This window comes from Gordonia sp. AC31 (assembly GCF_031844505.1).
GTDB lineage: Bacteria > Actinomycetota > Actinomycetes > Mycobacteriales > Mycobacteriaceae > Gordonia > Gordonia hongkongensis.
Map to the genome: position 1 here is coordinate 13,732 of NZ_JAUZVK010000001.1, position 20,496 is coordinate 34,227.

20 protein-coding genes are annotated in these 20,496 nt (G+C 66.5%); 5 read left to right on the forward strand and 15 right to left on the reverse strand.

What is annotated here, in order from left to right:
* Positions 1–15: 15 nt before the first annotated feature.
* Together Q9R39_RS00065 and Q9R39_RS00070 are read right to left on the reverse strand one after the other, a co-directional pair.
* Complete coding sequence (locus Q9R39_RS00065) at positions 16–1,563, reverse strand: FGGY-family carbohydrate kinase (RefSeq protein WP_078113196.1); 1,548 nt, start codon at positions 1,561–1,563, stop codon at positions 16–18.
* Positions 1,560–2,072 (reverse strand): hypothetical protein, encoded by a 513-nt coding sequence (locus tag Q9R39_RS00070; RefSeq protein ID WP_078113197.1) that lies wholly within the window; start codon positions 2,070–2,072, stop codon positions 1,560–1,562. The genes Q9R39_RS00065 and Q9R39_RS00070 overlap by 4 nt, the downstream gene beginning before the upstream one ends.
* Before the next feature lie 248 nt (positions 2,073–2,320).
* On the opposite strand from Q9R39_RS00070, the gene Q9R39_RS00075 reads away from it, so the two are divergent.
* On the forward strand, positions 2,321–3,115 hold the full coding sequence (locus Q9R39_RS00075; protein ID WP_078113198.1) for an IclR family transcriptional regulator: 795 nt from the start codon (positions 2,321–2,323) through the stop codon (positions 3,113–3,115).
* 15 nt (positions 3,116–3,130) lie between these two features.
* Here the strand turns inward: Q9R39_RS00075 and Q9R39_RS00080 are convergent, their stop codons facing one another.
* From Q9R39_RS00080 to Q9R39_RS00095, 4 genes are read right to left on the reverse strand one after another with little or no spacing between them, the layout of a single operon-like run.
* Entirely contained in the window at positions 3,131–3,877 is a 747-nt protein-coding gene (locus Q9R39_RS00080; protein WP_065632377.1) for a succinate dehydrogenase/fumarate reductase iron-sulfur subunit, read from the reverse strand.
* Position 3,878: 1 nt separating this feature from the next.
* Positions 3,879–5,825 carry a fumarate reductase/succinate dehydrogenase flavoprotein subunit gene (locus tag Q9R39_RS00085; RefSeq protein WP_078113199.1) on the reverse strand — a complete coding sequence of 649 codons (1,947 nt, stop codon included), beginning with the start codon at positions 5,823–5,825 and terminating at the stop codon, positions 3,879–3,881.
* Positions 5,826–5,883: 58 nt separating this feature from the next.
* Positions 5,884–6,708 (reverse strand): hypothetical protein, encoded by an 825-nt coding sequence (locus Q9R39_RS00090; RefSeq protein WP_078113200.1) that lies wholly within the window; start codon positions 6,706–6,708, stop codon positions 5,884–5,886.
* Complete coding sequence (locus tag Q9R39_RS00095; protein WP_078113201.1) at positions 6,705–6,998, reverse strand: hypothetical protein; 294 nt, start codon at positions 6,996–6,998, stop codon at positions 6,705–6,707. The genes Q9R39_RS00090 and Q9R39_RS00095 overlap by 4 nt, the downstream gene beginning before the upstream one ends.
* A 106-nt stretch (positions 6,999–7,104) precedes the next feature.
* Here Q9R39_RS00095 and Q9R39_RS00100 point away from each other — a divergent pair, with 106 nt between their 5' ends.
* Positions 7,105–7,779: a DUF1345 domain-containing protein gene (locus Q9R39_RS00100; protein ID WP_078113202.1), complete on the forward strand. Its 675-nt coding sequence runs from the start codon at positions 7,105–7,107 to the stop codon at positions 7,777–7,779.
* Positions 7,780–7,865: 86 nt separating this feature from the next.
* Complete coding sequence (locus Q9R39_RS00105) at positions 7,866–8,633, forward strand: pirin family protein (protein ID WP_078113203.1); 768 nt, start codon at positions 7,866–7,868, stop codon at positions 8,631–8,633.
* 81 nt (positions 8,634–8,714) lie between these two features.
* On the opposite strand, the gene Q9R39_RS00110 is transcribed toward Q9R39_RS00105, so the two are convergent.
* Positions 8,715–9,314: a TetR/AcrR family transcriptional regulator gene (locus Q9R39_RS00110; RefSeq protein ID WP_078113204.1), complete on the reverse strand. Its 600-nt coding sequence runs from the start codon at positions 9,312–9,314 to the stop codon at positions 8,715–8,717.
* 84 nt (positions 9,315–9,398) lie between these two features.
* Here Q9R39_RS00110 and Q9R39_RS00115 point away from each other — a divergent pair, with 84 nt between their 5' ends.
* Positions 9,399–10,265 (forward strand): alpha/beta fold hydrolase, encoded by an 867-nt coding sequence (locus Q9R39_RS00115; RefSeq protein WP_078113205.1) that lies wholly within the window; start codon positions 9,399–9,401, stop codon positions 10,263–10,265.
* A 148-nt stretch (positions 10,266–10,413) separates the two neighbouring features.
* Positions 10,414–11,193 (forward strand): aquaporin Z, encoded by a 780-nt coding sequence (gene aqpZ / locus Q9R39_RS00120; RefSeq protein ID WP_078113206.1) that lies wholly within the window; start codon positions 10,414–10,416, stop codon positions 11,191–11,193.
* 330 nt (positions 11,194–11,523) lie between these two features.
* Here aqpZ and Q9R39_RS00125 read toward each other — a convergent pair whose 3' ends face one another.
* From Q9R39_RS00125 to Q9R39_RS00160, 8 genes are read right to left on the reverse strand one after another with little or no spacing between them, the layout of a single operon-like run.
* Positions 11,524–12,525: a 2-hydroxyacid dehydrogenase gene (locus Q9R39_RS00125; RefSeq protein ID WP_078113207.1), complete on the reverse strand. Its 1,002-nt coding sequence runs from the start codon at positions 12,523–12,525 to the stop codon at positions 11,524–11,526.
* 4 nt (positions 12,526–12,529) lie between these two features.
* Positions 12,530–13,882 carry an enolase C-terminal domain-like protein gene (locus Q9R39_RS00130; RefSeq protein ID WP_078113208.1) on the reverse strand — a complete coding sequence of 451 codons (1,353 nt, stop codon included), beginning with the start codon at positions 13,880–13,882 and terminating at the stop codon, positions 12,530–12,532.
* Positions 13,883–13,902: 20 nt separating this feature from the next.
* On the reverse strand, positions 13,903–14,622 hold the full coding sequence (locus Q9R39_RS00135) for a sulfite exporter TauE/SafE family protein (RefSeq protein ID WP_078113209.1): 720 nt from the start codon (positions 14,620–14,622) through the stop codon (positions 13,903–13,905).
* Positions 14,623–14,653: 31 nt separating this feature from the next.
* A complete protein-coding gene (locus Q9R39_RS00140; protein WP_078113210.1) occupies positions 14,654–15,730 on the reverse strand; it encodes an ABC transporter ATP-binding protein in 1,077 nt (358 codons plus the stop codon).
* On the reverse strand, positions 15,723–16,742 hold the full coding sequence (locus Q9R39_RS00145) for an ABC transporter ATP-binding protein (protein ID WP_058251804.1): 1,020 nt from the start codon (positions 16,740–16,742) through the stop codon (positions 15,723–15,725). The genes Q9R39_RS00140 and Q9R39_RS00145 overlap by 8 nt, the downstream gene beginning before the upstream one ends.
* On the reverse strand, positions 16,739–17,737 hold the full coding sequence (locus Q9R39_RS00150) for an ABC transporter permease (RefSeq protein ID WP_058251803.1): 999 nt from the start codon (positions 17,735–17,737) through the stop codon (positions 16,739–16,741). The genes Q9R39_RS00145 and Q9R39_RS00150 overlap by 4 nt, the downstream gene beginning before the upstream one ends.
* Positions 17,738–17,766: 29 nt before the next feature.
* Positions 17,767–18,693 (reverse strand): ABC transporter permease, encoded by a 927-nt coding sequence (locus tag Q9R39_RS00155; protein WP_058251802.1) that lies wholly within the window; start codon positions 18,691–18,693, stop codon positions 17,767–17,769.
* A 17-nt stretch (positions 18,694–18,710) separates the two neighbouring features.
* Positions 18,711–20,285, reverse strand: coding sequence for an ABC transporter substrate-binding protein (locus tag Q9R39_RS00160; protein WP_058251801.1), 1,575 nt, complete (start codon positions 20,283–20,285; stop codon positions 18,711–18,713).
* Between the last annotated feature and the right edge of the window lie 211 nt (positions 20,286–20,496).

Genomic DNA, 20,496 nt, shown 5'->3' on the forward strand with positions numbered 1-20,496 from the left:
AAGGGTGAAGGCCGGTCAGGCCGGGGACAGTTGGTCGATGTCGGCGGTGGCGGCCCACACCTCGCGCAACGGCTCGAGAACGGCGCGATAGACCGCGAACGCGTCGTCGTACAGGGCAGCGGTCGACGGATCGGGCTCATGCACTCGTCCGGGCCGGACCAGACAGGTGGTCACGCTGTCGAGGTCGGGGTACTGCCCGGTGGCCACGGCCGCGAGCATGGCCGCTCCGAGCGCGCCGGACTCCGGGACATCGGGAGCCACGATCGTTTTCTGCAGGACGTCGGCAATGATCTGGCTCCACTCGACGCTGCGAGCTCCGCCGCCGGTCAGCCGGATTTCGTTGATCTGCACCGGCATCGCCGCATAACAGTCGCGCACCGACAACGCGGTGCCCTCCATGACCGCCCGCACCAGTTCGGCGGGTGTGGTGTCGCCGCGCAGATCGACGAAGCTGCCGCGCGCATTCACATCCAGGAACGGGGCCGTGGCGCCGGCTGTGTTGAGGTATGGGTGGAACACCAGTCCACGGCACCCCGGTTCGGCGGTACGGGCGAAGTCCCGCACCACGTCCCCGAGGGTCGTCGCACCGCGGGTGATGCGATCGACCTCGGCCGGACAGAACGTGTTGATCACCCAGTCCAGGCACAGCGTCCCGCCCCCGGAATTGGTGATCTGGCGCTGCCAGCGGTTCTCGGGCATGAGGAAGCCAAACCCGACTCCTGCCGGTTCGAGCAGCGGGTGATCGGTGGACGTGCCGTTCATCAGGCTTGTGCCGATGGTCGTGACGGCCTGACCGTCGTGCGCCGCACCGATTCCGATCATGTTCGCCGTCGCGTCGCCGGTGCCGGCACACACCGGTGTCCCGACCGGGAGACCGGTCTCGGCGGACGCTTCGGGGGACACGGTGCCGAGAAGCCCGTCGCTGACCCCGACCGTCGGCAAGCGGGTCGACATCTCTTCGATGCCGAAGGCGGTGAAGAACTCCTCGGACTTGCGCCGGCCACGGAAGTCGCAGGGCGCGAACGAGAGATCGGACTCTTCGGTGGCCACCACGCCGGTGAGCCGATAGTTCACGTAGTCCTTGGCCATGAAGAAGTGGCGGATGGCGTGGTAACGGTCCGGTTCGGCGCGCTTCATCCAGGCCAGCAGCGGGTATGGGGTTCCCGGGATCAACGCGTTCCCGCTGATCGCGAAGAGCGCGTCGAGATGCCCTCGGTCACCGGCTTCGTCGAGGATGCCCGCGGCGCGGGCATCGGGCCAGCAGATCGCACGGCCCACGGGTTCGCCGTCGGCACCCAGGGCCCAGAGACCGCCCATGTGCCCGGTGACGCCGATCGCCACGATCGAGGTCGACGGTTCGAGTTCTCCGACCACGGCCCTGATCGTGGAAGCCACTGTCGCCCAGGTCTTCTCCGGGTCCTCCTCGTGACGCCCGGCGGTCGGGTAGAAACTGGGCGTGCGCGCACCGCATTCGGCGACGAGCTCGCCCGTGGCCAGGTCGACGGCAATCGACTTCAGCGAACTCGTCCCCTTGTCGACACCGATCACGACTGAGCGACTCATCGGGACACCCCTGCGGCGACAGCCGCCACGCGGAGCGCGAGGCGGTCAACTTCGAGCAGCTGATCAGTTGCCGTGTGTCGAACCTGTTCCCCCGCAGCTTCGATCACTCGCACCCCGGAGGCTTGTAGGCGGTGGGCCAGTACCTGCGCCCCGGGATGGTCCGACTCGATCCGAATCTGCAGTTCGCGACCAGCACCGGCCAGGATACGAACCAACGATGTACACAGGCCGCGCCAGACTGCACCGAGCACCTCCTCGGGCGAGGTCTGATACGACAGACCGACCAGGACGTCGCGGCCGTCGACAGCCGCGTAGGTGACGCGGGTCGGGGTCGCCTCCCACTCGGCCACCGTCTCGGCGAACCGGGTCGTCAGGTCGGCGGCCACGTCGGGCGCGAACCGCTCCACGAAGGAGTCCAGCAGGTCCCAGCCGGGACTCGCTAGGGTCTCGACCGATCCGTTTGAACCCCGCACCACCACACGAGCCGGCTGGCCGGCGGCCAAGGTCACCAGAGCGTCGGGAGAATTCGTGTCATTTACAAGGACCTCCGAGCCTTGACTCGGTGTCCGGAATCCGGATAGCGTGTGCGCCATACGGAACGATTGCACGGCTAAGTATTTGTGTCAACCATCACATCATGGTCCACATGTGTCTCATGGCTCGGAAGAGTCGTTCCGACCAGGAACCCAGATGCGATACCCGCCACCACTAGAACCGAATTGATCAGTCCCACATAATCATTCGCGAGGAGATCAGCATGACAACACAGCGCGACCGGTCGGCCGAGATCGACCCGAAGAATCACATCGCATCCATCATCAAGGCGGTCGATGTCCTCGAGGCCTTCAAAGGTGACCGTGCCGAGCTGTCGCTGGCGGATCTGATGAAGAAGTGCGGGTACAGCCGAACGACGATGTATCGAATCCTCAGCACCCTGGAAGTCGCTGGCTGGATCGAACGAACCCGATCCGCGGATTACCGACTCACCCTCCGCGTCTTCGAACTCGCATCGGCGGTCCTGGGCAGCTTCGACCTACGAACCGAGGCCAGCCATGTGATGTCGGAACTGGCGGCGCGGTTCGACGAGCACGTGTACCTCCTCGTCCCGGATGGTGCCCGTGCCGTGTGCCTCGACATGATCGAGAGCAGCCAGCCGATCCGGGTGATGGTCCTGACCGTCGGCCGGTCGCTGCCGCTGTACCTGGGCGGGGCACCCGTCGCGATGCTGGCCGAACTCGAGGACACCGCCCTACCCCAGGTGCTGGACTCAGGTCCGATGTTCACGCCGGCCGGTGACGAGATCACCGAGGAGGAACTGCGCGACCGGCTCGACGAGACCCGCCGGCGGGGCTACTCGATCAGCGTCGGGGACGTGACGCCCGGTGTCGCCGCCCTGGGTGCCTGCATCCGCGACCGAAAAGGAAATGTGGTCGCGGCGTTGAGTATCGGCGGACTTTCCGCGGACATGTCGGACGAGCGTCAGGACGAGATGGCCGCCGCCCTCATGGAGGGTGCGCTCACCGTTTCGCGCCGCCTGGGGTACGCCGGCTGATCGTGACAGTGTCCGTCACCGTCGGAAGAGCTTGTTGCCCAACCACACCAGCGGGTCGTAGGTGCGGTCGACGACTCGCTCCTTCATGGGGATCAACGCGTTGTCGGTGATCTTGATCTGCTCGGGACAGACGTCGGTACAGCACTTGGTGATGTTGCAGAGGCCCAGTCCGTGCTCGGTGCGCGCCGAGTCGCGGCGTTCGGCCACGTCCAGGGGGTGCATGTCGAGTTCGGCGACGCGCATCAGGAAACGCGGCCCGGAGAAGTTCTGTTTGTTGTCCTCGTGATCGCGCACGACATGGCAGGTGTCCTGGCACAGGAAGCACTCGATGCACTTGCGGAACTCCTGCGAACGCTGCACGTCGACCTGCTTCATCCGGTACTCCCCCGGCGCCAGGCCAGGCGGCGGTGTGAACGATTGCACTTCACGGGCTTTGGCGTAGTTGAACGAGACATCGGTGACCAGGTCGCGGATCACCGGGAACGTGCGCATCGGGGTCACCGTCACGACCTCGTCCTCGGTGAACGTCGACATCCTGGTCATGCACAGCAGTTTGGGACGCCCGTTCACCTCCGCCGAACACGATCCGCACTTACCCGCCTTGCAGTTCCAGCGCACCGCGAGATCCGGGGCCTGCGTCGCCTGTAGGCGGTGGATGATGTCCAGCACCACCTCGCCCTCGTTGACGGTCACCGTGTAGTCCTCGAGACCGCCGGCGTCGGTGTCGCCGCGCCAGATCCGGAACTTCGCGTCGTATCCCATGTCAGTCCTCCGAATGCCCCTCGGCTCGCTCGCCACCGGCGCCGGGATGACCGGCTATCTCGGCCGCCGTGTAGTACTTCTCGATCTCGGGGAACTCGAACAGCTCCAGGAGGTCCGGCCGCATCGGCGTCTGTTCCGTACGCACGACGCTGACCTCCGGCACCGCGGCGTCGTCCCCGTCGAGGTCCGCGGTGCACACCAGCAGCGCATTGCGCCAGTTCGAGTCCATGGACGGATGGTCGTCGCGGGTGTGACCACCGCGGCTCTCGGTGCGCATGAGTGCGGCCTTCGCGACGCACTCGCAGACCAGCAGCATGTTGCGTAGGTCGACTGCGAGATGCCAGCCCGGATTGAACTGACGATGTCCCTCGACCTGCATGCCGCCCAGGCGCTTTCGCAGGTCCGCGAGCACGCCGATCGCCTCCTGCATCTCGTCCTCTTTCCGGATGATCCCGACCAGATCGTTCATGGCCTGCTGGAGGTCGGTGTGCAGGGTGTAGGGGTTCTCCGGTTTGCCCTCGGCCGGCGAATCGAAGGGCGCCAGCACGGACGCCGCCGCCCGGTCGATGTCCTCGGCGGAGACCGCGGGACGGGTCGCCAGCGATTCGACGTACGCCGCCGCCCCGAGGCCGGCACGACGCCCGAAGACCAGCAGGTCCGACAACGAGTTGCCGCCCAACCGGTTCGAACCGTGCATCCCGCCGGAACACTCGCCGGCCGCGAACAGGCCCGGAACCCGTGACGCGGCCGTGTCCGGATCCACCTCGATCCCGCCCATCACGTAGTGACAGGTCGGCCCCACCTCCATCGGTTCGGCGGTGATGTCGACGTCGGCGAGTTCCTTGAACTGGTGGTGCATCGACGGCAGCCTGCGCATGATCTCCTCGGCGGGCATGCGGGACGCGATGTCGAGGTAGACGCCGCCGTGCTCGGTGCCGCGTCCGGCCTTGACCTCCTCGTTGATCGCCCGCGCGACCTCATCCCGCGGCAGCAGGTCCGGTGTTCGCCGGGCGCTGTCGTTGTCCGCCAGCCATTTGTCGGCTTCCTCTTCGGTCTCGGCGTACTGACCTTTGAAGACCGGTGGGATGTAATCGAACATGAAGCGCTTGCCCTCGGTGTTCTTGAGAACTCCACCGTCGCCGCGAACGCCCTCGGTCACGAGGATGCCCTTGACGCTGGGCGGCCACACCATCCCGGTCGGATGGAACTGGACGAACTCCATGTTGATCAGGCTCGCGCCGGCTCGCAGTGCCAAAGCGTGCCCGTCGCCGGTGTATTCCCACGAATTCGACGTCACCTTGAACGACTTGCCGATCCCGCCGGTGGCGACGACCACCGCGGGCGCCTCGAACACGATGAAGCGGCCGGACTCGCGCCAATACCCGAACGCACCGGCGATCGCGTCGCCGTCCTTCAGCAGTTCGGTGATCGTGCATTCGGCGAACACCTTGATGCGCGACTCGTAGTCACCGGTGGCGGCGTAGTCCTCCTGCTGCAGCGAGACGATCTTCTGTTGCATCGTCCGGATGAGCTCCAGCCCGGTGCGGTCGCCGACATGAGCGAGTCGAGGATAGGTGTGGCCGCCGAAGTTGCGCTGCGAAATCCGCCCGTCCGCGGTTCGATCGAACAGGGCGCCATAGGTTTCGAGTTCCCAGACGCGATCCGGGGCCTCCTTGGCGTGCAACTCGGCCATGCGCCAGTTGTTCAGGAACTTGCCGCCCCGCATCGTGTCCTGGAAGTGCGTCTGCCAGTTGTCTTTCGAGTTGGCGTTGCCCATCGAGGCGGCACATCCGCCTTCGGCCATGACCGTGTGGGCCTTGCCGAACAGCGACTTGCACACCACGGCCACCGAGTAGCCGCGCTCGCGGGCCTCGATGACCGCCCGCAACCCGGCACCGCCCGCACCGATGACAACGACGTCGTACTCGTAGCGTTCCGGCTCGGTCATCTATCGGGACTCCCAACGTTGAGAACGGCTGCACCACAGGCGTTGTGTTGTCACTCGGTCAACCCACGAACCTCAGGTCCGAGATGGTGTTGCTGGCGACCAGCATGATGTAGAAGTCGGTGAGCACCAAAGTCCCGAGCGTGATCCAGGCGAATTGCATATGCCGGGTGTTGAGCTTGGACACCTGACTCCAGACCCAGTACCGCACCGGATGTTTCGAGAAGTGCTTGAGCCGACCGCCGGTCACGTGGCGACACGAGTGGCACGACACCGTGTAGGTCCACAGCAGGAGCACGTTCACGACGAGGATGACGTTGCCCAGCCCGAAGCCGAAACCGCCGCCTTCACCGTGGAAGGCGACAATCGCGTCGTAGGTGTTGATCACCGAGATGATCACGGCCACGTAGAAGAAGTACCGGTGCGAATTCTGGATGATGAGCGGCAGTCGCGTCTCGCCGGTGTAACGACTGTGGGGTTCGGCGACGGCGCAGGCAGGCGGCGACAGCCAGACCGACCGGTAATAGGCCTTGCGGTAGTAGTAGCAGGTCAGTCGGAACCCGAGCAGGAACGGCAGGGAGAGGAAAGCCAGCGGAATCCACATCGGGAGTTCGGGGAAGGGGGTACCGAAATGACTCGCCCCGGGCACGCACGACTCGCTGAGGCACGGCGAATAGAACGGCGAGAGGTAGTGATAGTCCGCGGCGTAATAGGCGGTGCGCACGAAAGACCGGATCGTCGCGTAGATGACGAAGGCCGCGAGACCCACGACTGTCAGCAGCGGCGACAGCCACCACCTGTCCTGGCGGAGAGTTCGGGCCAGGATTCGCGCGCGGCCCGGAGAGAAGACCCCGACTGTGTCCCGCTCAGTCGCGGGGGCGCTCACTTCGTGCGCTCACGCGAATGAAAGCCCAGCCCTTCGTCTTGCGCACCCAGCCAGGCCGACTCGTCCGACTTGCAGTCAGGCACATAGATAACCTGGTCTCGCCCGACTTTCGTCTGCAGCAGCGGTGGCGGTGCGTGCTCGAAGTCGTGAAGGTCGATCTCCAGCCGATCCAGATCGTTGGACATTCGCCGAACCGCGTCTACATCGCCGTACTGCGTCTGCAGCGTGGTCATGTGATGCCGTAGCGCACCTATACTCCGATGCAGCTCCTTCATCTCGGTCGGTATCATGGCACATCCCTTCCTGCCTATGTGATGAAGAACACAGTACCGGCCGGGCCCGCTGAGTCAACGATGTTGGCGGAACGTGTCGGCTCCCCCGACCGGAGGCCGCCAAATGAACGACGACGACCACGTTCCCGCGCAGAACCTGCCCCGAGCTGAGCAGCGTTGGACCGCATCGGCGTTCGTACTGGTCGCGATGGCGATCCCGTTCCTCTTGCCCGCGCGTTACGCCGCCGGTACCGCTTGGCTGCTACCCGCGATCGAGGGGCTGGTCCTGCTGACACTGATCGTGGTCGACCCCGGTCGCATCGACCGGCCCGGCCGGTGGGTCCGCAGCCTCTCCGTGGGGCTGGTCGTCGCCATCGCCGCAGGTGCGGCGTGGGGAGCGGGACGACTCGTGTGGGACCTGCTGCACGGAGATCCGCAGACCGCGGCGGCGAACCAGTTGCTGGTCGCCGGGGCTCTCGTCTGGCTGCAGACCGTCATCGCGTTCTCATTCCTCTACTGGGAGCTCGACGGCGGCGGTCCGGTGAACCGGCACCTGCGTCCGGCCGCATACCCGGACCTCGCCTTTCCGCAACACCTCGAGCCACGGCTGGCACCATCGGGATGGCGGCCGGTGTTCTTCGACTACCTCTATCTGGCCCTGACCAACGCGACTGCCTTCAGCCCCACCGACGTGATGCCGCTGTCGCGTCGTGCGAAGCTGGCGATGGCGTCACAGTCGCTGTTGTCGATCGTCATCCTCAGCCTGGTGGTGGCCAACGCGGTCAACCTCCTCGATTGACGACCGCGGCACGCTCGCACACCGGAATAGGGTCGGCGACATGACGGTTGTGCCGGCGGGGTCCGGAGGACCAGATCGGAGTCACGATGAGCGAGCCATCTATCGGAACCGTGCCGTCGCGGCAGGTCATCCCGGGTACCGAGCGGCACATCTTCCGAAGCGAGTGGCTCGATTCCCGCCAGTCCTTCCCCGCCACGGGCAACTTCGATCTCGCGGCGAACGCCCACGGAGTCCTGCTGGTGCACAACGACGATCGCGTCGACGCCGGTGAAGGTTTCGACGCCCACTTCCACCGGGACGCCGAAATCGTCACGTGGGTACTCGAAGGTGCTGTCACTCATCGTGATTCGTTCGGCAACACCGGCGTGATCACGCCGGGCGTCGCGCAGCGGATGAGCGCGGGCCGCGGGATCACCCACACTGAGGCGAATGCTTCACGGCGCAGCGAGAACCGGGACCTGCGCGTCGTGCAGATGTGGGTGGCGCCCGAGCACGGCGGAGGTGAACCCGGCTACGCCGAACGCGACTTCAGCGCCGATCTCGCGACCGGCGGGCTGGTCACGGTGGTCTCCGGCAGGCCCGAACACGCGGGCACAGATGCGATCTCGATCGGCAACCCGTTCGCGGCACTGCACGTGGCCCGGATCGGTTTCGGGCAGTCGGTCACTCTTCCCCCGGCACCGTATGGACATCTCTACGTGGCGCGAGGCGGTGTCGAGTTGGACGACGGCATGCGACTCGTCGAGGGTGATGCGCTGCGCACCATCGATGAGGGCGCGGTCAGTGTCACCGCGACGTCCGAGGCCGAGATCCTGTTCTGGGAGATGCACACGACGTTCAACCGTGACCTCTGACCACCCGTCGGGCCGAACTGGACGCGGAAAGGGAACGCGATGTTCGTTCCCTGAGATGACACGGCGACTGCGAATGCGCAATCACCGGACGATGGCGCCCCGAAGGTACTGGTCCAGAATGCGCCGGATGTCGACTGCCGGGTTGATGGCGGTGCGGTAGAACACCAGTGAATCCGTGATCGCGAGCAGATCTTCGACCTCGACGCCCGTATTCGGCAGGCCGGCACCGGCGAGCGAACGCATCGCCACCAGTCGTGCCACGTCCTCGACGTCGGACCGACCGGTCAACCTTCGGCGAATGGCCGGCAGATCGTCGAGCTCGAGGATGAGCGCGTAACGGGCGCGCATGTCGTCGTGTCTGGCAGCGAGGGTGTCGACCAGTTCCGACAGCGATCCGGCCAGTTCGTCGACCGGAACCCGTCCGTCGTGGTCAACCCCTTCACCCGTCATCACCAATGCCTCGGTGTCGATCCGGGTACGGGCCGCCAGTGCGTCGACGATGAGCTCGATCAGCGCGATCCGGGTCCTCGCATGGTAGGAGGTCGACCCCAGCGGCAACCGCGCCTCCCGATCGACAGCCCGATGGGTGAGTGCGCGGACACCGTCGCGGGCGATGATTCGGATGCCGGCATCGGCGATGACATCCCGACGCCCGCCTCCACTGGTCGAATCCGCAGACATGCGCGAGATACTACAGATGTAGCGGATCGTCCCGTAGTCTCTACATGTGTAGAGCCCGATGCATCGCGGTGGACGGAGACGCCAGTGGAAATCGATTTCGTACCCGACCCAACGCTGTATCCCTTCGAGTCACGATGGTTCGAATCGTCGGTCGGACGGCTTCATTACATCGACGAAGGCGTCGGGCGAGCTGTCCTGATGTGTCACGGGTCCCCCACCTGGAGCTTTCTCTATCGGCACATCGTGACCGGGCTGCGCGATCGTTTTCGCTGCGTCGCCCTGGACCTCCCCGGCTTCGGGCTGTCCACTCGCCCCGACGGGTTCGGCTACACCATCGCCGAGCTGACAGTTGTCCTCGGCGAGCTGATCGACCACCTCGCCTTGGACGACTTCGTCCTGGTGGGTCACGACTGGGGTGGACCCATCGGACTCGGTGCGGCAGTCCCCCGCGCCGAACGCGTGGGCGGGATCGTTCTCGCGAACACTGCATTCTGGCCGATCGATCCGCTACCGAATCGATTGTTCAGCGCGGTCATGAGCAGTCGTCCGTTGCGACAGTGCATCCTCGAACAGAATCTGCTCGTCGAAGGCGTACTGCTCGGCAGGTTCGGGCCGACCTTGACCAACGCGGAGGGCGAGCACTATCGCCGGGTGCAACCGAGTCCCGACGCCCGGTATGGACTCTCGGTCATGCCCGGCGAGATCCGCTCGGCGAGACCACTCCTCGAGCAGTTGGCCGCGGATGTCCCACTCCGTCTGGGCGATAGGCCGGCACTCGCCGTATGGGGGATGGGGGACATCGTTTTCCGGCCGCGACACTGCCTCCCGAAGATTCGCGCGGCCTTCTCCGACCTGGAGGTCGTCGAGCTCCCGGACGCCAAGCACTTCGTGTCCGAAGACGCTCCCGAGACGATGAGCGCGGCAATCGCCGCGCGATTCCGCGATCGGTGACGAGCTTCGGCGACCGTTTCTTCGTTGAACTGCACAGGATTTGCCATAACGCTGCCGGTTTCCGGCGGCACGGCTACTGTGTGAGCCACTCGAAGGGCGAGGTACTGTGCGCGCCTCGCCGGCCAGGTCACCGAGCGAAAGGACGTTCATGCCTTCCCCGTCGCCCGCAGCACGACTCGCGGCTGAGTTCTTCGGAACATTCTGGTTGGTCTTCGGCGGATGCGGCAGCGCGATCTACGCCGCCAAGCAGATCGCCCAGTCCGAGGACGGCCAGGACACCTTCCAGGTCGGAATCGGGTTCCTCGGTGTCTCTCTGGCTTTCGGTCTCACCGTCGTGACGATGGCCTACGCGGTGGGGCACGTCTCCGGCGCACACTTCAATCCCGCGATTACGCTGGGCGCCGCCGTCAGCGGCCGGCTCTCCTGGAAAGAGCTGCCCACCTATTGGGTGGCGCAGGTCGTGGGTGGCCTGTTGGCCGGCCTCATGCTGTTCCTCATCGCCAAGGGCCAACCCGGGTTCGAGGCCGAGGGCAACATGGCCGCCAACGGGTTCGGCGAACACTCCCCCAGCAACTACTCGCTCACCGCGGTCCTCATCGCGGAGATCCTGCTGACGGCGTTCTTCCTCATCGTGGTCCTCGGCGCGACCGACCGACGCGCTCCCGCGGGCTTCGGCCCGCTGGCCATCGGCCTGTGCCTCACGCTCATCCACCTGATCTCGATCCCGATCAGCAACACGTCGGTCAACCCGGCGCGTTCGACGGCGGTCGCCTTCTTCAACGGCAACGGCGCACCCGGTCAGTTGTGGGCCTTCTGGCTGGCGCCGCTGATCGGCGGACTGATCGGCGGTCTCCTCTACCCGCTGCTGTTCCAGAACGGGAAGCGCGCGGCAGCCGAACCAACACGGACCGAGACCGCCGACGCCTGATCGTGGCGATGGGCCGGTTCGAGGACGCCCCTGCCGTGCGACTGATGAACCCGAATGCTCGGAGCGGGCCCAACTACTGCTCCCTGAGGAGGCCGGAGCTTGCGGAGGCCGTCACGAAGGGGGCTGGTGAGTCGGGTTGCGAAGACCCTTCGTGACGCGCCTCCTGCAAGCTCCGGGCGCTCCTCAGGGAGCAGGGGGCAGGGCGTCCTTTCAGATCAGGGAGCAGGGGCCGGTCGTCGACCTCGACGCGCTCCTTCGTCGCTCGCTCGGCCCGGCGGCTTGCGCTCCGCACACCTCAGGGAGCGAAGGGAGGCCCAGTAGGCCCTCGATTCAGGACGGCGCGACCACCCGCAGGGCCTCTCGCCCCGAGTGCAGCCGGGAGATGTTGTCGGTGATGTCGCGCACCCGCCCGACGAACGTGTCACGGGTGACGCCCGAGATGTGCGGGGTCATCAGCACGTTGGGCAGTTCGCCGAACGGCAGGCCCGACGGGTCCGCTCGATCGCTGCCCGTCGGATAGCGATACCAGACGTCGAGCGCTGCTCCGCCGACCAACCCGTCCCGGAGGGACTCGTACAGATCCTCCTCGACGACGAGCGGGCCGCGGCCCACATTGACCAGCACACCCCCGGGCCCGAGCCGCCGCAGGTGGCCGGCGTCGATCATCCCGGTGGTACTCGCTGTCAGCGGCGCGGAGACCACCACGACATCGGATTCGTCCATTAGACGATCGAGATCAATGGTGTCGCCGTACCATTCGAGCCCGGTATCGTCGGCGACCCGGCCGGACCCGGTCACCGCACAGGCCCGTGCGCCGAAGGCACCCATCAGGTCCGCGGTTCGTCGACCGATGTGGCCGAAACCCACGTAGCCGATCATCGCGCCACGCAGAGTCCGCGGCTGTTCCACCCCGTCGCGGTACACCGCCGAGGCCCACAACCCTTGGCGTAGCGCGGCGTCCTGGCCGAGGAGACCTCGGCGCACCGTGACCACCGCGGCGGCGATGTACTCGGCGATCGAATCCTCGTGGTGAAAGGTGTTGGCCACCTCGGTGTTCGCCGCGAGGTCACCGAAACTGACCTTGTCGGTGCCGGCGCCACCGGTCAGCACCAGCCGCAGACCGGATCCCGCGCGAGCCATCGCCGGGGTCACCCTACCGCCGACGTAGACGTCGGCGTCGGCCAGATCGGCCACGAGCGCGGCCTCGTCGAAGGCCGCGTGCCAGGACGTGTCCACACCCGCGGGCAACAGGCTCTCGAACAACTCGCGGTGCGGCACGAAGTTCCGTTCACCCACCACGACTTTCAGGTCGTCGCCGCGCGTTTCCGCCACGACCTCAGCTCCGCACGAGCGCGGGTCGTTTGCTGTCGAAGGTCCAGTCCGGGATGAGGAACTGCATTCCGATCGCGTCGTCCCGCGCCCCGAGCCCTTCGGAGCGGTACAGCTGATGAGCGGCTTCCACCTGCTCCATGTCGAGTTCGACGCCGAGACCCGGCCGGTCGGGAACCGTGAGGTGACCGTCGACGATCTCGTACGGCTCGGTGGTGAGGCGTTGTCCGTCCTGCCAGATCCAGTGGGTGTCGATCGCGGTGATCTCGCCCGGCGCGGCGGCCGCGACGTGCGTGAACATGGCCAGTGACACGTCGAAGTGGTTGTTGGAGTGCGATCCCCAGGTGAGCCCCCAGGCATCACACAGCTGCGCGACGCGCACCGAGCCGGCCATGGTCCAGAAGTGCGGATCGGCCAGCGGGATGTCGACCGCATTCGTGCGGATCGTGTGCCCCAACTCGCGCCAGTCGGTCGCGATCATGTTGGTCGCGGTCGGCAGTCCGGTCGCACGCTTGAATTCGGCCATCACCTCACGGCCCGAGAACCGACCCTCCGGTCCCACCGGGTCCTCGGCGTAGGCGACCACATCGCGCAAGCGTCCGCCGATCCGGATCGCCTCCTCGAGCAACCAGCCGCCGTTGGGATCGAGCGTCACCCGGGCCGTCGGGAAGCGTTCGGCCAGCGCGGTGACGACGTCGGCCTCCTCGTCGGGCGACAACACTCCGCCCTTCAGCTTGAAATCGGCGAAGCCGTACCGCTTCTGGGCCGCCTCGGCGAGCGCGACCACGCCGTCGGCATCGAGGGCCTCCTGATGGCGTAAGCGCATCCAGTCGTCGGTCTCACCGGCACCGTCGGCGTAGTCCAGCGTTGTCCTGGTGCGATCCCCCACGAAGAAGAGGTAGCCGAGCGCGGCAACCCGATCGCGTTGCTGTCCCTCGCCGAGCAGCGCCGCCACCGGCACACGGAGGTGCTGGCCGAGGAGATCCAACAGTGCCGATTCGACGGCGGTGACCGCGTGGATCGTGATGCGCTGATCAAAGGTCTGGTCGCCTCGGCCACCACGGTCACGATCGGCGAACGTACGCCGGATGTCTTGCAGGACCGCGTTGTACTCGCCGATACCGCGACCTTCGACGATCGGTCGCGCATCGTCGAGCGTGGTGCGGATCGGTTCGCCGCCCGGGACCTCACCGACCCCCTGGTTGCCTTCGGAGTCGGTCAGCACGACCAGGTTCCGCGTGAAGAACGGGGCGTGTGCGCCGGACAGGTTGAGCAGCATGCTGTCTCGTCCCGCGACGGGGATCACCCGCATCTCGGTGACCACCGGGGTCGTCGTGGACGTCGATGTGGCTGTCGTCATGGTGATTCCTTTCAGAAGTGTCAGAAGAAGATCTGCTGGCCGATGAGCAGTGCCGCGCCGACGGCCGACACCGTGATCGACACGGTGCGGAGCCGATCCCGGTCGAGTACCCGGTTGACGGCGCGGGAGGCGATGAAGCCGAGGACGACGACCGGTGTCAGGGCGAGGAACGCCCAGAGGATCTCGGCGCTCACGCTGCCGGTCGCGGCGAGCGCTGCCATCGACATCAGGCTGCCGACGAGGAAGAACGCACTCATGTTGCTACGCACGTGCGCGTTCTCCTCGCCGGAGTACACCAGCGCCATCGGGGGGCCGCCGATCGACGTGGCCGTGCCGAGCAATCCGGAGGCCGCGCCCGCGGTGGCCAGGTTGCGGCGTACCGGTGCCGGCCGCCAGCCGACGGAGGCGATCACGACGCCGCCGAGCACGACCGCCGCCAACAGCAGTGACAGACCGCGGGTGGGCAACCAGACCAGCAGCAGGGCGCCGGCGACGGTCCCGGGGACCCGACCGGCCAGAGCCCACCCGGTACCGCGGAAGTCCAGGCTTCCCCGCTCGCGGATCACCACCAGCAGCGTGACTGTCGTCGCTGAAGCGATCAGCATGCCGGGAAGCAGTGTCGGCGCCACCAGGGCGACCACCGGCGCGGCGAGCATGCCCATCCCGAAACCGATGGATGCCTGCATGCAGGACGCGAGGAACACGGCCACCGCGATGGTCACGCATGCCACGACGCTCACGCCAGTACGGCCTTCGTACCGCCGGGCGTGTTCACGCCGCCGACGCGGGCATGCCCAGGCCGACCCGTCCGCGGGGGTGATAGCACTCGGCGATGTGTCCGGCCTCCTGCCGATCGGTGACGGCCGGCGGCAGCGCGGCCGCGCAGACGTCGGTGGCGTGTGCGCAGCGCGTCCGGAACCGGCAGCCCGACGGTGGGTTGAGAGGCGAGGGCACCTCGCCGCTCAACAGGAATCGCTCGCGGCGGTTGTCGGCGTCGAGCGTCGGTGCCGCGGACATCAGCGCCTCGGTGTACGGGTGCGCAGGATGGTCGAACACGGCTTCGGTACTGCCTGTTTCGACGATCCGGCCCAGGTACATCACCGCGACCCGGTCGGCCACATGACGCACCACCGACAGATCGTGCGAGATGAAGATGTAGGAGATGTCGAGCTCCTGCTGGAGTTCGTTCAGCAGGTTCAGCACCTGCGCCTGTACCGAGAGGTCCAGCGCCGACACCGGCTCGTCGCAGATGATCACCTCGGGATCGAGCGCGAGCGCACGGGCGATTCCCAGGCGCTGGCGCTGACCGCCCGAGAACTCCTGCGGGCTGCGGTGTTCGTCGCTCGGCCGCAACCCGACGAGATGCAGCAGTTCACGGACGCGGGCGGCCCGGTCACGCTTGCGCGGGTACAGGTCCTTGTGGGTACGCCACGGCTCGCCGATGATCTCGGCCGCGGTCATCCGATTGTTCAGCGAGGCATACGGATCCTGAAAGACCATCTGCACCTTGCGGCGCAGGGCGAGCAGGTCCTTGCCCTTGAGCCGGTAGGGGTCGGTGCCGTCCCAGCGAACGGTGCCGGTGTCGGGCCGCTCGAGCATCATCAGCGTTCGGGCGAGAGTGGACTTGCCGCAGCCGGATTCGCCGACCAGACCGAGTGTCTCGCCGCGGCGGAGATCGAGATCGATCCCGTCGAGCGCCCGGAGTTGTTTGCGGCCGCCCTTGCCGGACACCGCGAAGGTCTTTCCGACGTCGCGTACTTCGAGGACCCGGCTCGAGTCGAGCGGGGCCGCGGCACCGCGCGCCTTGTCGAGGCCGGGCGTCTTGTCGAGGCTGGTCGTCTCAGGCATTGTCGATCTCCTCCGAGAAGTGGCAGGCAGCGGCCCGGTTGGTGCCGGTGGTCGTCAGCGTCGGCCGTTGCTGCACGCACTGCGCGCGGGCCAGCGGACACCGCGCCTGGTACACACAGCCAGTCGGGATCGAGTGCAGGTCGGGCGGCGTACCGCCGATCGACTTGAGATCGGCCCCCCGTTCGGCGCTGACGGGAACGGAATCGAGCAGTCCCTTGGTGTACGGATGCTTCGGACTGCCGAACACCTCGGCCACCGGTCCGGTCTCGACGACGTTGCCCGCGTACATGATCGCGACGCGGTCGGCCTGCTCGGCGACGAGCGCGAGGTCGTGGGTGATCAGGACGACCGCCATGTCGTGTTCGGCCCGGAGGCGCCCCAGCAGAGCCATGATCTGGGCCTGCACTGTCACGTCGAGAGCGGTGGTGGGTTCGTCGGCGAGCAGCACCTTGGGGCTCAACGCCACCGCCATCGCGATGAGCAGACGTTGCCGCATCCCACCGGAGAACTGGTGCGGGTAGGAGTCGACGCGCGACTCCGGTTCCGGGATGCCCACGTGCCGCATCAGTTCGATCGCCTCGAGGCGGGCCTTCTTCTTCGACATCCCGCGATGGATGCGGAACGGTTCGGCGAGCTGGGTCCCGACCGGGTACACCGGGTTGAGGGCGGTCAGCGCGTCCTGGAACACGATCGCGAGTTCGGTGCCGGCCATCTCGCGCCGCTTCGACGCGGGAGCGGAGACGAGGTCGACGGAGTCGAGGACGATCGATCCGTCCGAGACCGAGGCGATCGGGTCGAGCAACCCGACGAGCGCCTGTGCGGTCATCGACTTGCCACACCCGGATTCGCCGAGCAGGGCCAGGGTTTCGCCGCGGCGGGCCCGGAAGGAGACGTGGTCGACCGCCCGCACGGTACCGGTGGGCGTCCGCAGATCGACGGTCAGGTCGACGACGTCGAGTGCGACCCGGTCGTCGGTGCCGGCGTCGGGCCGGTCGAGGGCAGGAGCACTCATCGCAGCGCCTTTCGTGAGGAGAAGAACCGCTTGCGGGCGTTGGGGGTGGTCAGCCGCCACCGCTGGCCGGGATCGGTCGCGATGCGCGCCCACGCGGCCAGCATCGTGGCCGACACGGTTGTGATGACGATCGCCAGGCCCGGGAAGAACGACAGCCACCATGCGGTCTGCAGGTAGGTCCGGCCCTGCGACACCATCAGTCCCCAGCTGATGTCGGGCGGCTGGATTCCGATGCCGAGGAACGACAGGGACGACTCGGCGAGCATCACGTAACAGAAGTCGAGCGTGGCCACCGTAAGCAGCGTGGGCAGCAGGATCGGCAACACGTGCCCGCGGAGGATGGCGCCGCTACTCGCACCGAATGTCCGTGCCGCGTCGACGAACACGCGGCTCTGGAGCTCGGCCGACTCCGCGCGTGCGGTCCGCAGGTAGATCGGGATGCGGGTGATCGCCAGGACGGCGATGATGTTCGCGGCGCTCGGCGAGAACACGTACAGGATAACGACGGCGAGCAGCAGAGACGGGAAGCTCATGATGACGTCGGCGATGCGCATCGCGGTGGTCTCCCGCCAGCCGCGGTGATATCCCGCCCACATGCCGATCGCCGAGCCGACGACGCACGAGATGATCACCGCAGGAAGGGAGACCATGAGCGTGGTCTGACAGGCGACGATGAGCCGGGCAAGCATGCTGCGCCCGAGCGGGTCGGTGCCCAGGACGTTCATCCACCCGGTGTCGAGGTTGAACGGCGGGAGATTCGACTCGTCGAGATTCTGGTCGGTCGCGGCGTCGCCGACGAGCCATGGACCGAAGATCGCGGTCAGCAGGATGAACGCAAGGATACCGGCCGCGACGGTCGCGAACTTGTCACGGAACAGCAACCGCCACAGCGGCATCTGACCGGCGGGCACCTTCTTGGTGGCGACGGAGTCGCCGGTGATGTCGGTCGAGGCGACGGGACTCGTCGTGTCGACGGGATCGGTGACTATGGACATGGTGTCGGTACTCCTCTGGTCGCCGGCGACTAGACCGTGGCCTTGTCACGAACGCGGGGGTCAAGCAGGGCGAGACCGGCGTCGATGACGATGTTCAGGATGAAGATGCTGATGGCGGTGAGGAGCACCGCCGCCTGCAGGACCGCGAAGTCGCGTTGCAGGATCGAATCGATCATCAGCTTGCCGATGCCGGGCCATCCGAAGATGGCCTCGACGATGACCGCACCGTTGATCAGGCCGACCGCGAGATCGCCCGCGACGGTGAGGGCGGGTGCGGCCGCGTTGCGCAGGGCGTGATGGGTGACGATCCGCAGATCCCCGGCGCCCTTGCTGCGTGCGACCTTGACATACGGGGCCGCCAGCGCGGAGACCATGGCCCCGCGCACCACCTGGGTGAGCACGCCGAGCGGTCGGATCATCAGGGTCGCGATGGGCAGTACCCAGGCCAGGGTTCCGCCGGTGCCCGATGTCGGCAGCCAGCCGAAGACGACCGCGAAGATCCAGATCCCGGTGATCGCGAACCAGAAGTCGGGGACGCTGGCCGCGGTCATCGACAGCAGGCTCGAGAAGCGGTCGGCGAGCGAGTTCGGTCGGTAGGCCGCCCAGCAACCGATGACGATCGAGCCGAGGACGGACAGCACGAGCGTGACGAAGGCGAGCTGCAGAGTCGCCGGGAACGCTGCGAGCGCCATGCTCGCCGCCTGCTGACCGGTCTTCAGTGACTCACCGAAGTCGAGGTGGAAGACGCCGGCGAGGTAGTCGGTCATCTGTTGCCAGATCGGTTTGTCGAGCCCGTTCGCGGCGGCGAACTCGGCGCGCTGCTCCGGGGTCGCGGAGACCGGGAGGTAGAGATTGGTGGGGTCGCCGGTGAGCCGGGCCATGAAGAACACGCCGAACAAGACGATGATCAGCGGGATCAGGCTGGTGAACATCCGGCGCCGGAGGAAGGTGAGCATCGGTCATCGCCTCTGTTTCAGTCGTTCTGGGCTGGCGCGTGGGTCATCTCGGCGAGACGCATCTCGTCACCGGTGGCCGAATTGGGCCGGTAGGCAACACGATTCGCTTTCGCGAGAACTGCTTGCATGTGTGCGATATACGCGTACTGGCGGATCTCGCGCGGCTCGGTGGCCAGCACCGCGGCGAGTGCGTTCTGACGGGCCGGGCCGGTGAGGGCCTCGGCGGCGCGGATCTGTTCGTCGTAGGCGGCTGTGCCGTAAGTGCTCTGGTAGCCGTCGGACAGCATGTACTGGTCGAGGGTGAATTGGGTGTCACCGGCCTGGTTGCCGTGCATGATCATCAGCAGCACAGGCCCCGACCCGGGTACGAAAGGCCTTGTCTGATACTGCATCTGACCTGATGTGTCCATCATCTCGATCTTGACGTCCAGCCCGATCTTGCTGAGCGTGAACTGCAGGTTCTCGATGGTCTCGTTGATCTTGGGGAACTGACCGGTTCGGCCGATGAGGCGGATGGTTCGGTCGACCGGGACACCATCCGCCCGTGCTTCGTCGACCAACCCTTTCGCACGGTCGAGGTCGTACGGCGTCGGGGTGAGCTGATCGTTGTAGCCGACGATGCCTTTGCCGACCAACTGCGCTGCCGGCGTGCCGAGGCCCTGGAACAGCGCGTCGACGATGCCGGCGCGATTGACGGAGAGGTCGATGGCCTCGCGCACCCGATAGTCGTTCAGCGGGGCATCGGTGGCCTGCATCCGCAGCGCGGTCGTCTCGTTGTTGGTGTAGGCGATACCCAATTCGCCTGCGCCGTCTTCCGGCCCCAGTGACGTGGCGACGTCCGCCTCGTCGTTGGTCACCATCGCGGCACGGACGCTGCCCTCGGCGCGCCACTGGTACACGGCGCGGGTGAACTCCGGCGCATCGCCGTGATAGTTCGGATTCGCCTTGAGCGCGACCCGCTGTCCGGAATCCCAGAAGTCCACCATGTAAGGGCCGGTTCCGATCGGCACCCGCACCTTGTCGTCGGCGACGGTGGTACGCGGGACGATCTCGATGAAGGAGAGACGCAGCGGAAGGATCGGGTCGGGTGTCTCCGTGCGGACCTCGATGGTGTCGGGGTCGACCACAGTCACCTCGCGGGTGGTGTCGTCGAAGACGTAGCCGTTGACGTCACAGCCGATCGCGCCGTTGAACGTGCGGCGAATCGAGAACGCGGCATCCTCGGCGTCGAACGGCTGCCCGTTGCTGAACCGGATACCCGTGGCCGTGGTGAAGCGCCATACGTTCGGTTCGACCTGGGTCCATTCGGTCGCGAGACTCGGCTCGAGCGCACCACTGTCGGGGTTCCGTTCGATGAGCGGCTCGGTGATGTTGGACCGCACGACGACGCCGGTCGCCGTCAGCGAGGCATCGCAGGGTTCCAGCGTGGGCGGCTCTTGGGGCAGGACTATGCGCAGGGTGTCCGGGGAAGCGCTCTCGCCGGCTGTCGTGTTGGCGACGCTGCAACCACTGGCCGCGAGCGCGGCCACCGCGGACAGGACCAGCAGACACCCGGCGGGGCGCTTCCGGGATCGCAGATGTGCGATCTGCATGGGGACCTCCGATGAGAGAAAGACTGCGAGTGATCTCGCGGTGGGCTCGACCGCGTTTGTGACGGTAGACACACGCTATGAGCGTCGCGATGACGGCGTCAACAGCACAAAAGCCCAGCAAAAGGCCGTTTCGACGGGTTTTGGCTCCGTCCGGGGAGTGCCAGGCGGAGCGCGTGCGAGACCAGAAACAGCCGCTGACCTGACGGTTCTC